Source organism: Aldersonia kunmingensis, assembly GCF_001646865.1.
Lineage (GTDB): Bacteria > Actinomycetota > Actinomycetes > Mycobacteriales > Mycobacteriaceae > Aldersonia > Aldersonia kunmingensis.
The window spans coordinates 14,791-27,745 of the sequence record NZ_LRRB01000301.1; the positions used below are offsets into that span (position 1 = coordinate 14,791).

At 66.8% G+C, this 12,955-nt stretch carries 13 protein-coding genes; 8 read left to right on the forward strand and 5 right to left on the reverse strand.

Annotation, left to right across the window (positions count from 1 at the left end):
• Nucleotides 1-54 precede the first annotated feature (54 nt).
• Nucleotides 55-669 carry a class I SAM-dependent methyltransferase gene (locus A8G08_RS24030; protein WP_425394594.1) on the forward strand — a complete coding sequence of 205 codons (615 nt, stop codon included), beginning with the start codon at nucleotides 55-57 and terminating at the stop codon, nucleotides 667-669.
• On the opposite strand, the gene A8G08_RS24035 is transcribed toward A8G08_RS24030, so the two are convergent.
• The 3 genes from A8G08_RS24035 to A8G08_RS24045 all read right to left on the reverse strand — a co-directional run bounded on the left by A8G08_RS24035 (nucleotide 666) and on the right by A8G08_RS24045 (nucleotide 5,019).
• Nucleotides 666-1,346 carry a YoaK family protein gene (locus A8G08_RS24035; protein WP_068279839.1) on the reverse strand — a complete coding sequence of 227 codons (681 nt, stop codon included), beginning with the start codon at nucleotides 1,344-1,346 and terminating at the stop codon, nucleotides 666-668. The two genes, A8G08_RS24030 and A8G08_RS24035, sit on opposite strands and share 4 nt — an antisense overlap.
• 19 nt (nucleotides 1,347-1,365) lie before the next feature.
• Complete coding sequence (gene htpG / locus A8G08_RS24040; protein ID WP_068279936.1) at nucleotides 1,366-3,318, reverse strand: molecular chaperone HtpG; 1,953 nt, start codon at nucleotides 3,316-3,318, stop codon at nucleotides 1,366-1,368.
• 114 nt (nucleotides 3,319-3,432) lie between these two features.
• A complete protein-coding gene (locus A8G08_RS24045; RefSeq protein WP_068279842.1) occupies nucleotides 3,433-5,019 on the reverse strand; it encodes a TM0106 family RecB-like putative nuclease in 1,587 nt (528 codons plus the stop codon).
• 215 nt (nucleotides 5,020-5,234) lie between these two features.
• On the opposite strand from A8G08_RS24045, the gene A8G08_RS24050 reads away from it, so the two are divergent.
• The 5 genes from A8G08_RS24050 to A8G08_RS24070 are packed head-to-tail and all read left to right on the forward strand — an operon-like array spanning nucleotide 5,235 to nucleotide 8,583.
• Nucleotides 5,235-5,876 carry a DUF6474 family protein gene (locus A8G08_RS24050; protein WP_068279845.1) on the forward strand — a complete coding sequence of 214 codons (642 nt, stop codon included), beginning with the start codon at nucleotides 5,235-5,237 and terminating at the stop codon, nucleotides 5,874-5,876.
• An 11-nt stretch (nucleotides 5,877-5,887) separates the two neighbouring features.
• Nucleotides 5,888-6,400 (forward strand): hypothetical protein, encoded by a 513-nt coding sequence (locus A8G08_RS24055; protein ID WP_068279849.1) that lies wholly within the window; start codon nucleotides 5,888-5,890, stop codon nucleotides 6,398-6,400.
• 45 nt (nucleotides 6,401-6,445) lie between these two features.
• Nucleotides 6,446-7,114 (forward strand): YcnI family copper-binding membrane protein, encoded by a 669-nt coding sequence (locus A8G08_RS24060; RefSeq protein WP_068279850.1) that lies wholly within the window; start codon nucleotides 6,446-6,448, stop codon nucleotides 7,112-7,114.
• Nucleotides 7,111-7,614 (forward strand): copper resistance CopC family protein, encoded by a 504-nt coding sequence (locus tag A8G08_RS24065; protein WP_068279851.1) that lies wholly within the window; start codon nucleotides 7,111-7,113, stop codon nucleotides 7,612-7,614. The genes A8G08_RS24060 and A8G08_RS24065 overlap by 4 nt, the downstream gene beginning before the upstream one ends.
• A 3-nt stretch (nucleotides 7,615-7,617) precedes the next feature.
• Nucleotides 7,618-8,583 carry a CopD family protein gene (locus A8G08_RS24070; protein WP_068279854.1) on the forward strand — a complete coding sequence of 322 codons (966 nt, stop codon included), beginning with the start codon at nucleotides 7,618-7,620 and terminating at the stop codon, nucleotides 8,581-8,583.
• A gap of 126 nt (nucleotides 8,584-8,709) precedes the next feature.
• Here A8G08_RS24070 and A8G08_RS24075 read toward each other — a convergent pair whose 3' ends face one another.
• Nucleotides 8,710-9,570 (reverse strand): SDR family oxidoreductase, encoded by an 861-nt coding sequence (locus A8G08_RS24075; protein ID WP_068279856.1) that lies wholly within the window; start codon nucleotides 9,568-9,570, stop codon nucleotides 8,710-8,712.
• 117 nt (nucleotides 9,571-9,687) lie between these two features.
• On the opposite strand from A8G08_RS24075, the gene A8G08_RS24080 reads away from it, so the two are divergent.
• Nucleotides 9,688-10,758: a carboxylate-amine ligase gene (locus tag A8G08_RS24080; RefSeq protein WP_068279937.1), complete on the forward strand. Its 1,071-nt coding sequence runs from the start codon at nucleotides 9,688-9,690 to the stop codon at nucleotides 10,756-10,758.
• Between the two features lie 64 nt (nucleotides 10,759-10,822).
• Here A8G08_RS24080 and A8G08_RS24085 read toward each other — a convergent pair whose 3' ends face one another.
• Nucleotides 10,823-12,376, reverse strand: coding sequence for a succinic semialdehyde dehydrogenase (locus tag A8G08_RS24085; protein WP_068279857.1), 1,554 nt, complete (start codon nucleotides 12,374-12,376; stop codon nucleotides 10,823-10,825).
• 200 nt (nucleotides 12,377-12,576) lie between these two features.
• On the opposite strand from A8G08_RS24085, the gene A8G08_RS24090 reads away from it, so the two are divergent.
• The gene (locus A8G08_RS24090; protein ID WP_068279858.1) at nucleotides 12,577-12,954 is read left to right on the forward strand and encodes a DUF5313 family protein; all 378 of its coding nucleotides are present in this window, start codon (nucleotides 12,577-12,579) and stop codon (nucleotides 12,952-12,954) included.
• The last annotated feature ends 1 nt before the right edge of the window (nucleotide 12,955 follow it).

Here is a 12,955-nt window from a genome sequence, read left to right on the forward strand (position 1 = left end):
GGGAAAAACTGTACGGCGGCCGCTGACCCGTCCGGCCCGGTTTAGGCTGATCCAGTGGCGCTCTACCGCACGCACGTCCTGCCGCGGCTGGTCAATCTGACCTGCGGCTCATCGATGATCACGCCCCTGCGCGATCGCGTCTGCGCCGGTTTGCACGGCAACGTGGTCGAGATCGGGTTCGGCAGCGGCCTGAACGTGCCGCACTACCCGGCAGGCGTCGATTCGGTCACCGGAGTCGAGCCGGAAGACCTCGGCTGGAAACTGGCCCGTAAACGCTTGGACGCCACAACGATTCACGTGAAACGTGCGGGTTTGAACGGCGAATCGCTGCCGTTCGAGGACAACAGTTTCGACTCCGCGCTCGTCACGTTCACGCTCTGCACCATCCCCGATGTTGACGCCGCACTCCTCGAGGTGCAGCGCGTCCTGGTCCCCGGCGGCACGTTCACCTTCCTCGAACACGGCCTCGCGCCGGACGAGAGCGTCCAGCGCTGGCAGCATCGCCTCGAGCCGCTGCAGAAACTCGTCGCCGGCGGTTGCCACCTGACCCGTGACCCGCAGGACCTCGTCACCGCGGCAGGTTTCGCCATCACCGACGCCGAGCACTTCTACCAAGACGGCGTGCCCAAGCCCTACGGCGCCGTGACCCTGGGGCGGGCCACCGCCTAGCTCGCTTGCCGATCTCGTCGCACCCGGTTGTCGACAAAGATCAGGACCAGTGTCGCTCCCAGCAACCCGGCGGGTATCCACGCCGCGCGCTCGTGCCAAGCACTCGTCGCCACCGCACCGCCCACGGCGCCGATCGCGAACGTGGTGACGATCGCGCCATACACCCGCACCGCAAACCACTGTTCATCATCGTGGTCGACCAGGGCGGCGTAGCCGGCTTCGGTGAGCCGCATCAGGTTTCCGGATGTGACGATCGCCAGATAGGCCAGGTCGCCGACCTGGCGAAACAGTCCGATCTGCATAGCGGCGACGAAGGCGATCGGAATGGTCGCGAAGGCATTGGGCACGGAATCCGGGACGAAACCCACGATGAACAGGACTATCGCCTGGAGCCAGATCGCCCATCGGACCGGATTCTCGTCCCATCGGTGCGCCCGCTCGCTCTTGATGTAGGCCGCGAACGCCACACCCGCGATGAACGCGAGGATCGGCCAGAGGTGCTGCGAGGCGGCGTGCCATTTCGACTCCGAGAGGTCGACGCCGAGCAGCACGACGTTGCCGGTCTGTGCGTTCGCGAACACCCCACCGCGCGCGATGTAGGTGTAGGCGTCCATGAAACCGCCGCACAGCGTGAGCAGTACGGCGAAGCGCAATGACGTCGTGGTTTGCGTCGTCATTGCGCCTCCGCGGAGTCGGTTACACCGTGCGGGTCAGCCGGTTCGCGAGCAGCTTCGCGAAATGAGCCGGGTCCTCGAGTTCCCCGCCCTCGGCAAGCAGCGCAGTGCCGTAAAGCAATTCTGCCGTCTCGGCCAGCGCCGGGTCGTCCTTTCGGTCGGCCTGTGCGGTGCGCATTCCGGTCACCAGTGGATGGGTCGGGTTGAGCTCCAGAATCCGCTTCGAATGCGGCACCGGCTGCCCCGAAGCCCGGAACATCTGCTCGAGTTGCGGGGTCATATCGAACGTGTCGCCCACCAAGCAGGCCGGCGAGTCCGTGAGTCGCGCCGACAGTCGCACCTGCTTCACCTGGTCGGACAGCGTCTCGGTCAGCCATGTCAGCAGCTCCGAGAAGTCCTTCTCCTGCTCCTCGCGCTTTTCCTCGGCGGCCTTGCGCTCTTCCTCGGTACCGAGGTCGACCTCGCCCTTGGCAATCGACTGGAACGGCTTGCCGTCGAACTCCGGAACCTGGCCGACCCACACCTCGTCGACCGGGTCGGTGAGCAGCAGAACCTCGACGCCCTTGGCCTTGAACGACTCCATGTGCGGTGACTTCTCGAGCTGCTGGCGGGAGTCGCCGGTGAGGTAGTAGATCGCCTCCTGGCCATCCTTCATCCGCTCGACGTAGCCGGCGAGGGTGGTGAACTCGTCCTCGCTGTGCGTCGATTCGAATGACGAGACCTGCAGCAGGGTTTCGCGGTTGTCGAAGTCCGACATCAGGCCCTCCTTGAGGACCCGGCCGAACTGTGTCCAGAACGTCTTGTACTTGTCCGCGTCGGTGGACTGCATGTCCTTGATCGTGGCGAGCACCTTCTTCACGAGGCGTCGCTGAATCATCGAGATCTGCCGGTCCTGCTGCAGGATCTCGCGAGAGACGTTGAGCGACAGGTCCTGTGCGTCGACGACACCGCGCACGAAGCGCAGGTGCTCGGGCATCAGCGCCTCGCAGTCGTCCATGATGAACACGCGCTTGACGTAGAGATGCACGCCGCGCTTGTGCTCGCGCATGAAGGTGTCGAACGGCGCCTGCGACGGAATGAAGAGCAGCGCCTGGTATTCGAACGTGCCCTCGGCCTTCATCGGGATGATCTCGAGCGGCTCATCCCAGGCGTGCGCGACGTGGCGGTAGAACTCCTTGTACTCCTCGTCGCTGACCTCGGTCTTCGGGCGGGTCCACAGCGCCTTGCGGGAGTTCAGGGTGTCGGTCTCGACGACGGTCTCGGTCTCGGCCGGCGCGTCCTCGGGCGCGTCCTCGGCCTTCGGCTTCGTGCGCGTGCGCTCGACATCCATCCGCACGGGCCACGCGATGAAATCGGAGTACTTCTTGACGATCTCACGCAGCTTGAAGTCCGCGGTGTAGTCGAACAGGTGGTCCTCGGAGTCCTCGGGCTTGAGGTGCAGCGTGACCGTGGTTCCCTGCGGCGCCTGCTCGAGCTCTTCGATCGTGTACGTGCCCGCGCCCTCGGATTCCCACTTCGTGCCGTGGTGTTCGCCGGCCTTGCGGGTCACCAGGGTCACGCGGTCCGCGACCATGAACGTCGAGTAGAAGCCGATGCCGAACTGCCCGATCAGCTCCTCGGTGGCGGCGTCGTTCTTGGCCTCCGCGAGCTTCTTGCGCAGCTCTCCGGTACCCGACTTGGCGAGCGTGCCGATCAGGTCCACCACCTCGTCACGGGACATGCCGATCCCGTTGTCCCGCACAGTGAGGGTGCGCGCTTCCTTGTCGACCGCAAGCTCGATATGCAGATCCGAGGTATCGACCTCGAGGTCCTTGTCCTTGAACTGCTCGAGCCGGAGCTTGTCCAGCGCATCGGACGAGTTGGAGATCAGCTCGCGCAGGAAGATGTCCTTTTCCGAATAAACGGAGTGAATCATCAGCTCCAGCAGCTGGCGGGTCTCGGCCTGAAACTCGAGTTGCTCGACGTGCGTGGTCACTGCAGTCCCCTTCGAAACGCGAAATTCGACGCCCGCCATCGTACGCAAAGGCTGCGACGTGCAGTTATGCAGGTGCAGCGGGCGCGGTGATCACGAGCGCGAACAGTGCGCGCCTCAGGCTGGGTTCGAGGACAGGTACGGCGCGGACAGGTCGTCCACGAACGGCACCGCGGTGTCGGCCGGGCCGCTCATCCATTCGCGCAGCGCCTTCGTGGCGAGCACATCGTCCTCGTTGTAGGCGAGGATGCGGGTGCGCTGCGTGGTGTCGGGCTCGCCCTCGTAGCCGACGGCCTCGCGGTACCAGGCCATCGACGCCTCGCCGCCCGCCTCCGCGTCCCGCCAACCGAATCCGGCGACCGGAGCAATCTTCTTGAGGCCCTTGCCGTTCGGACACACAAACTGATCGCTCACCACTTGGTAGATGTCGACCCACTCGGGGCTGTTGATGAACGCGCGAATCTGTTCGACGGTCGGTACGCCCGGTGCGCCGGCGAACCGCCGCGCCGAATCGAGCAGCCACTTGTCCTCGGCTGCACGCGAATAGCAGTAGGCAGCAAAGGTTTTGCCCTGCTTGACCGCGTCCGCGCGGATCCGCATCAGCCAGGTCCAGAACTCCGCGAACGAGCGCGCCTCGTCGTGCGTCGGTAGCGGTTCCCACGTCACGAACGGGTGGTATTTCGACGTTTCGGCTGCCACGTCGTTCAGCAGCGCGCCCCACAGATAGGCGCCATGCTCCTGGAAGCTCTCCAGGTCGACGTCGACCTCTATATCGGCGCGCGGCACGGTGACGTGCTCGACGCGACGAACCAGGGATGCGCCGGCCAGCCAGGCCCGCGCGGTGAGCACTGTGTCCTCGAAGGGACCGTGTTGCCATTTCTCCGGCGCCGGCCCGTTCCAGCGCGCGAGGTCGTCGATCGTGCGGACGCCCTCCTCGCGCAGTACCTCGGCGCGCGAACCGATCGCGACCAGGCTGACGTCGTGTCGTTCGGCGAGCCACGACTGGCAGCGCGGCCACCACGGACACGACCGGCATTCGGGAACCTGGGAGGGCTCGGTTTCGATCTCGCCGCGCGCCACCGTGATGCGGTCGGCATAGCGGCGGTCGTACTCGTCGAGCAGCGGCCCGAGGTCGTGCACAAGGATGCAGTCTGCGCCGTAGCCGATCGCCCCGCCGAGCAGTGCGGGACTGGCGAGGCCGTGCCGCTGCAGCATTCGGTAGATATGCGCGAGCCGCATCTGGTCGCGTGGCTGCGAGCGAACCTTGCGCAGCGGGTCGGTGGCCGGCGCCCACACGTAGAGGTCGGATGTGATCGCGGCGCCCTCCAGAATGGTCGGGTCCGAGCGAGGATCGGTGACCTTGTGGTTCACCACAATCACGGGGATGTAGCCGCCGCGTTCGTGATCCCGGATCAGCAGCTCCGCGACGCCCTCGCGGCCGGTGTCCGATTCGGAGGGCAGTACGGCGTCCCAAATATGGCTCTCGCCGTCGGCAAAGGCCTGCATTGTCGCGGCCGACCGCGTCGACCAGGAACCCTCGCGCGAGATGCTCCGACCGCCCACGACCGCACCGATGAGGTCACGGACCGATGAGCGCTGCGCCATCGCTGCATCGCGGCGCTGCTTGACCCCCGAGTCCTCGGTTGCGCCCGCGACGAGCTGCGGGAAGGTGGTGTCGAGGTGCAGCCGATGTCGGCAGGACATCAGCCGGCGAGGGCCGACGAATACACCTCGGCGTGACGGCGCGTCATCCGTACTTTGTTGCGCGCCGGTTTGCGGACCGTTCACGACTTCTCCGTTGCGTTGCACGATGGGTGAATTATTACCGCCTGGTGCGACATCATCGCGGGCACTTCGGCCGACCCGATAGGGTGAGCCTGATCGGGACACCGCCACGGATTACAAGTGAAAGGCCGTCGATGGGGTTGTTCAAGAAGCGCAAATCCCGCGCGACCCGCAAGGCCGAGGCGAAGGCACTGGAGAAGAAGGCAAAGCTCGAGGCCAAGCTGAGCGCCAAGAACGAACGCAAGCGCCTCCGTGAGGACTCCCGCGGGCATCGGAAGCTGGAGAAGGCGCAGATCTCGGCCCTGAAGGCCGAGGAGAAGGCCAATCTGAAGCTCGCCGAGAAGGCGACGAAGGACCCCTTCAGCGTCGCGTCCGTGCGCAAGTACATCGGGGTCGCCCGGGTGCTGATCCCCCTCCTCACCCCGCTCGCTTATCGCGGCGCCACATACCTGCGCGGCCAGATCGACACGCGGCGCGCCTCGCAGCTCGGTGTCGGCGTCGAGCAGCTCGGCGAGTACAGCGGGCACGGCGCGAAGTTGTCGGCGCGCATCGCGAACGCGGAGCATTCGACGGCCCGGCTGGTGGCGAAACACGGCGACGACGCCGAAACGGCGAAGTTCGTTGCCGCGACCCGCGAGCGGCTCTCCGATCTGGACACCGCGGTGCGCACTGCCGAGCACATGCCCGCCCCACGTCGCCGCAGCGCCCATCAGGCGATCTCCGGCGAGCTCAGCGGCATCGAAGCCGATCTGCTCACCCGACTCGGCGTGCGCTGACCCAACGTTCGATGTCCGCCGCACCCGCTCCGAATCGCCTGCGCGGCGTGTTTGTCGGCGCGGGTGCCGGCGCGCTCACCGTCGCCGCACACGGTCTCGGCGGCGGCGCGTATCCGGACTCGGCCGCGCTTGCCATCGTGCTGGTGCTGGCCGCTGCCGTCGGCGGATGCGCGGCCTCGTTGCGTGCCATCGGCCCGGCCGCGGCCCTCGCCCTACTCGGCATCGGGCAGCTCGCCGGTCACGTCACGCTCGGCGCACTGACCGCCCATCAGCACGCCCCGTCGGCGCTCGGCCCGCTGCTGATGGTGAGCGCCCATTGCATCGCCACGGTGCTTTGTGGCGCATTGATTCTCGCCGTCGAACGACTGCAGGCCTTCGTGGATGCCGTCGCACGGCTGGCGACCATACGGTTCACCCCTGCCGGATGTTCCTGGCACACAGAGACTTTCATGGCGGCATCGCCGGTCGGCGGCACCTCCCCCAGCCCGATCTCTCGGCGCGGACCTCCCCTGGTGGCGGCCTGACGGCCATCCTTCGACCACCAATCCGATAGTCCCAGAGAGAAACTCATGAACAGCGTTATTTCGCGTGTCCTTTTCACGATCGCCGCAGCGGGTTCCGCCGTGCTGCTTTCCGCCGGCATCGCCGCGGCCCATGTCACCGTCGATGCGCCCGGGGCCACCCAGGGCGGCTACTCCGTGCTCACCTTCAAGGTGCCAACCGAGTCGCTCACCGCCACCACGACGAAGCTCACCGTTACGCTGCCCGAGTTCAAGTCCGCCCGCCCGCAGCCGATGCCGGGCTGGCAGTCCACCATCGAAAAGAACGCCGATCAGGAGATCACCTCGGTGACCTGGACCGCGGATCCGGGCGCACCGGGCATCCCGCCGGGCTACTTCCAGCAGTTCCCGCTGTCGGTTGGCCCGCTGCCCGAGGCGGAGGAGCTCAGCTTCTCGGCCACCCAGACCTACAGCGACGGACAGGTTGTCGCCTGGGATCAGGCGGAGAAGTCGGACGGCAGCGAGCCCGAACACCCGGCTCCGTCAATCACCCTGGCCGAGGGCCATGGCGGCGACCACCACGGCGGCGCCGCCATGCCCATGCACGATATGGACGAGGCGTCCGACGAATCGGATTCCGACTCGACAGCGATCTGGCTCGGCGGCATTGCCCTCGTGGTCGGCGCAATCGGGGCGGCGTTCGGCATCGGCGCATTCCTCCGCGGACGCCGGTCGTGAAGCGCCTGCTGATCGCGATATTCGTCATCGCGATCGGCGCACTGCTCGGTGCAGGACCGGCCGCGGCCCATTCCGTGGTGGTGTCGAGCGAACCGCCGAACGGCGAGCGCGTCGAATCCGGCCCGGACCGGGCGAGCGTCACATTCAACGAAGCGCTGCAGGAGAGCTTTGCCGCGTTGACCGTGACCGGGCCCGACGGGAACCTGTGGTCCAACGGTGAACCGGCGGTGCAGGGCGCGACGGTCAGTGTCGGCCTCGGCGAACTCGGACCGGTCGGTGACTACACCGTCGCATACCGCGTGACGTCCGCGGACGGACATGCGGTGACCGGTACCCGCACCTTCACGCTCACCCAAGAGGGCAGCGGGACCCCGTCCGCAACGACGGAAGCGACCGACGACTCCGACGACGGCCTGCCGATCTGGCCGTTCGTGGTGGTTGCCGTCGTGCTGTTCGCGGGTGGGCTGGCGTTCGTACTGCGCAAACCCAAGAACGGCTGAGCGATGGTGGGCACGGCCACCTATTCGGAACGGTGGCGCATCGCGCTGGCCGTGCCCACCACCATGCTCGGCGTCCTCCTGGCGTGGGCGCTCGCTGCGCCGGCAACACCGCAGGCCTTAGGCATGGTCCGCGCGCTCGCCGATGGCCTCGGCGCTGTGGCGATCGGGCTCGCCGCCCTCCCTCGCCTTGTGCCGGGCCGTGCCTCGAGCGCGCCCGACTGGCGTTCGATTGCCGCGGTCGCCGCCGTGTGGTCCGCCTGCGAGGCAGCGCTTTTGGTCCTCACCGCGGCCGATGTGGAGAACCGGATCGCAACCGAGTTGGACGTGGAGGGCCTTGCCGATTTCGTTCGGGACATCAACTCCGGTCGCGTCGGCATTGTGGTTCTCGCGCTGACCCTGGCGGTCGCGGTGTATGCGGCGTTCCGGTTCCGCACCGTCCCGGCGAATCCGCGTGGCCGGGCAGTCCCGACCGGTGGCGCCGACGTCGCGCTCGTGTTGGCGGCTGTCGCGCTGGTGCTGCGCCCGATCACCGGGCACATGTCGCAGCAACTGTTCGGCTCGATCCTCGCGGCAGCACACACCCTCGCCGCAGCGCTTTGGTTCGGGTTGCTCGTCGCCATCGCACTGACCGCCCGAACGCGCCGCGACTGGGCGGAACTGCTGCCGTCGTACTCGGTGTGGGCGGTGCGGTGCGTGATCGTGCTGGGCGCGACAGGGGTGATCAACGCGCTCGTGCGCCTCGGCGGCGTCGGCGACCTGCTCGACACCGGCTACGGACGGATCGTTGTCGCCAAGCTCGCCGCGTTCGCGGCGCTGGTCGTGCTCGGTTGGTGGTGGCGTCGCACATGGGTGGTCGCGGCGAGCGCGCACCGAACCGATGCCGAGGTTTCCCTGCGCCGGGCGATCCTCGAGGCGTGCGCCACCGCAGCGGTTTTCGGGCTCGCGGCGGTGCTCGCTGTTACCGCGTAGCCAGTTGACCGTGCACATCCGATGACGTGAATGGAAGATTTGTTGCGTTGAACGGTGAACGCTTCCGTTCACTCCGGAGATGGGAACAGGTTCATCCACAGCGCTGGATTCATCCACAGCGCGGATTCATGACGCGCCGCGAAGCACGGCACTGGCCATTCCCGGCGACACTGCCGCGACGGCGCGAATCAGCTCGACATATCGCGGCCGAAGATCCACCGGCCGGGTCCGAACCGCGCTCACTATCCACTCGGCAGCCTCTTCAGGCGTGAGCGTCGGGAAGCCGCGATAGTCCTCCGTTGGAGCGATCATCGGCGTCTTCACCAGCGGAAAATGCACCGTGGACACATGAATTCCCTGGTCGGCCACCTCGGCCGCGAGGCTGCGCCCGAATGCGGTCAGCGCCGCTTTCGAGGCGTGGTAGGCCGCGAACTTCGGCATGATCTCCGCGGGCACTCCCCACGTAGCCACATTGATGACGTGCCCCTCGCCGCGCTCGATCATCGCGGGCAACAGCCCGAGGGTCAGCCCGACCGGCCCGAAATAGTTGATGGCCATCGTGCGCTCGAAGTCGTGGAAGCGGTCGACCGAGTCGGCCACTGTGCGGCGAATCGAGTGGCCCGCGTTGTTGATCAAGACATCGGCGCCGCCCCACCGCGAGTGGATTTCCTCGGCGAGCCCACGCACCGCATCCTGATCGGTGAGGTCACACGACAGCGCGTGCGCGCGTCCGCCCTTGCCCACGATGTCGTCGCGGACGGACTCGAGTTCGGTCGCGCGGCGCGCCACGAGAACCACCTCCGCGCCGAGTTCGGCGAGTCGGTTTGCAGTGGCCAGGCCGATTCCGGAAGATCCACCGGTCACGACGATCAGCCGGTTGGTGATCCGATCTCCATCGGCCGGCCACAGTGACGCGATCGTCCGCCGCACGGATGGGAGCGGGGCGAGCATCGGTTTCATCAGCCAGTTCGGAATCGGGTTCGGCATCCGTACACCATCGCACGCTGCCCAGCTAATCCACAGCGCACTTTCCGCAGTTCAGCGCGTGTGACCAGTGTCCGATTCGGGTACATCACGCCTGTGAGCACCGGCGAGCTTCCCACCATCGGCGTCGAAGAAGAGCTGCTGCTCATAGATCCCGTGACGGGGCATCCGGTCGCTCGCAACCGAGACGTCGCGAATGCGGCCAAGGATCTCGGGCTCGAGCTGCAACTCGAGCTCACCACCTGTCAGGTGGAGACGACGACCCCGGTGGTGTCGAGCAGCGCGGAGTTGCGCCACCACCTCGTCGAGTTGCGTTCGACCGCGATACGCGCGGCGCGGTCGGTGGGGGTCGGCGTGCTGGCGACCGGTGTACCGCCCACGGTCCCCGATTCGTTTCCTGTCACCGACAGTCCTCGGTACCGGCGGATCGCAGAGCACTACGGCATGCTCGCGCACGAACAGGGCATCTCGGGATGTCATGTGCACGTTGCGGTCCCGGACCGGGAGGCCGCGGTCCAGGTGAGCAACCATCTGCGGCCCGCCCTGCCAATACTGCTTGCGCTGACCGCGAATTCGGCGATTTACCGGGACGCGGACAGCGGCTTCGCGAGCTGGCGCCGCGTGTTGTGGTCGCGTTGGCCGGCCGCCGGTCCGCCCCCATATTTCCAGTCGGCCAAGCACTACGACGAGTTGAAGGCAACGCTCATCGACAGCGGCCTGATCCTCGACGACGGCATGGTCTATTGGGACATCCGGGCGTCGGAGAACTTCCCGACCATCGAGGTGCGTATCGCGGACGTCCCCGCGACCGTTGAGGAGACGGTGTGCTTCGCGACGATCGTGCGCGCGCTGGTACTCACCGCACTGCGCGAACTCGATGCAGGCAATATCGCGCCGGAAGTGTCCGACGGTGCGGTCCGCACTGCCCAGTGGCTGGCGTCGCGGGACGGTTTGGCGGGCAACGGGTTCGACCTTCGAACCAGCACATCGCGACCCGCGGCCACGCTGCTCGACGAGATGATCGAGCACGTCCGTCCCGCGCTCGATGACCTCGGCGAGTACGACAAGACGATCGCCGGCCTTCGGGTGCGAAACACCCAGGGCAACGGTGCAATCCGGCAGCAGCGTGCCTTCGCAGCGGGCGGCATCGATGCCGTGGTGGCCGAGGCCGCCCGCCTGACCAAGCCGTGAACGGAAGATTCGTTGCGTTAGACGGAGTGAACGCTTCCGTTCACTCCGGAAAGAGCAACTGTGATCAGCGCCCCGGCAAGCGCTGCAGCGCACGGAACATCGGCACGAACGACTTCTGCCAGACGTTCTGCGACACACCCTTCGGCGGGTCGAGCGTCATCACGCGGCTCGTCGCCACGGTCTGCGACTCGCAATACTTGAGCAGACCTTCCGGACCGTGCCGGCGGCCGACACCGGAGGCCTTCATGCCGCCCATCGGGGCCGCGGTGCTGCCGAACGCAGGCGCGTAACCCTCGTCGACATTCACAGTGCCGCTCTTCAGCCGCGCCGCGATGGCCTCGCCCTCGGCTGTCGAGCCCGCCCACACGCTGGCGTTCAGGCCGTAGTCGGTGTCGTTGGCGCGCTCGATCGCTTCCTCGATGCTGTCGACCGGGTAGATCGACACCAGCGGACCGAACGTCTCGTTGCGCGCGCACTCCATCTCTTCGGTGACGCCGGTCAGCACGGTCGGCTCGTAGAACAGCGGGCCAATGTCGGGTCGGGGGTTGCCGCCCGCAATCACCTTGGCGCCCTTCACCTTCGCGTCGTCGACATGGCTGGAGACGGTCTTGACCTGGTCCTCGGAGATAAGACTGCCCATGTCGGCGCTGAAGTCGTAGTCCGCGCCGAGCGCCATGTCGCGTACACGCGCACCGAACTTCTCGGTGAACTCGTCGAACACGGCGCGGTCGACGTAGATCCGCTCGATCGAGATGCACAGCTGACCGGCGTTCGAGAAGCACGCGCGGGTCGCGGCGCGAGCCACGACGTCGAGGTTCGCGTTCTTGGTGACGATCATCGGGTTCTTGCCGCCGAGCTCGGCCGAGAAGCCGATCAGCCGGCGCCCGCACTGCTCGGCCAGCGTCCGGCCGGTGGCGGTGGAGCCGGTGAACATCAGGAAGTCGCAGTTCTCCACGATCGCGGTGCCCACCACCGAACCGGGACCGGGCACCACAGCGAGCACGTCGCGCGGCAGTCCCGCCTGGTACAGCAGCTCGGCGCAGGCCAGCGTGCAATACGGGGTCTGGCTGTCCGGCTTCACGACTACCGCGTTGCCGGCGATCAGCGCCGGGATCGAGTCGGAGATCGACAGCGTGATCGGGTAGTTCCACGGCGAGATCACGCCCACCACGCCCTTGGGGTGGTAGTTGACGACGGCCTTGGTAAGCGACGGCAGCAGGCCCTGCACGCGCTTCGAGGCGAGCAGCTTCGGCGCGGTCCGCGAGTAGTAGCGCGTGTTGAGCAGGACGTCGACGACCTCTTCCTGGGCCGCCGACCGCGCCTTGCCGGTCTCGGCCTGGGCGACGTTCATCAGGAACTCACGCTTGGCGACAACCAGTTCGCGGAACCGCTCGAAGACGGCGACCCGGTCTTTCACCGGCACCTTGGCCCACCGCTCTTGCGCAACGCGTGCCTTGGCGAAAGCGGCCGTCACATCCTCGGCGGTGCCGACCGGGATGGTGGCGATCTCCTTGCCGGTGAACACCTCGTCGACCGACCGGGATTGCCGGGCGTCGGGGTCCTCGATCGCGGCGAACTGCCGCATGCGTGCGAAATCGGCAGCGGACGGTGCAGGCATCGTCGCCTCCCTACTAATCAGTAACTTGGAGTTACAGACAAACTACCCCGCGGCGCGTGATCCGTCACCAGGGTGGCACCCTCAGCGCGACACTCGAATCACATCACTGCAGCTCAACACCTCACCCGCGGTCGACCGCCTGCCGCCGGCTATGGCCCGCCAATTTGCCGATTCGTCCGCTTTCCCGGCACTCTGTAGCCATGTTCTCCCAGACGAAGCCCACCTGGTTCCAACGGGTGAGGTATGTCTGCGGTGCGACGCTGCCCGACTCGATGCGCGAGTGGGTGCTCGAGGACCAAACCGGCCCCGGCGCCACGCGGCGCTACCTGCTGCGGTTCCTGCTCCCGATGATCCCGGTCCTGTCGCTATTCCTGCTGGTCCCCGGCCCGAGCTGGATGGGCCCGTCGATGATGGCCCTGCTGTTCATCCCCCTGGTGTACTTCACGATCGCGCTCACCTACGTCTACCGCCGCTCCCGCCTCGTCAAGCATGGCCTCGATCCGGAATTGGCCCGCAAGTCGGAGCAGGCACGCGAGGACGCCGTCCGTAGCGACTACGAACGGCGTCACGGGCGCTGAG

Bases quoted from the DNA above. Each gene is read 5' to 3' on its own strand.
- A8G08_RS24045 (WP_068279842.1), bottom strand. From the start codon at position 5,019: ATGTCCTGCCGACATCGGCTGCACCTCGACACCACCTTCCCGCAGCTC.
- A8G08_RS24085 (WP_068279857.1), bottom strand. From the start codon at position 12,376: ATGCCTGCACCGTCCGCTGCCGATTTCGCACGCATGCGGCAGTTCGCC.
- A8G08_RS24050 (WP_068279845.1), top strand. From the start codon at position 5,235: ATGGGGTTGTTCAAGAAGCGCAAATCCCGCGCGACCCGCAAGGCCGAG.
- A8G08_RS24090 (WP_068279858.1), top strand. From the start codon at position 12,577: ATGTTCTCCCAGACGAAGCCCACCTGGTTCCAACGGGTGAGGTATGTC.
- A8G08_RS24075 (WP_068279856.1), bottom strand. From the start codon at position 9,570: ATGCCGAACCCGATTCCGAACTGGCTGATGAAACCGATGCTCGCCCCG.
- A8G08_RS24070 (WP_068279854.1), top strand. From the start codon at position 7,618: ATGGTGGGCACGGCCACCTATTCGGAACGGTGGCGCATCGCGCTGGCC.
- A8G08_RS24035 (WP_068279839.1), bottom strand. From the start codon at position 1,346: ATGACGACGCAAACCACGACGTCATTGCGCTTCGCCGTACTGCTCACG.
- A8G08_RS24060 (WP_068279850.1), top strand. From the start codon at position 6,446: ATGAACAGCGTTATTTCGCGTGTCCTTTTCACGATCGCCGCAGCGGGT.
- A8G08_RS24055 (WP_068279849.1), top strand. From the start codon at position 5,888: ATGTCCGCCGCACCCGCTCCGAATCGCCTGCGCGGCGTGTTTGTCGGC.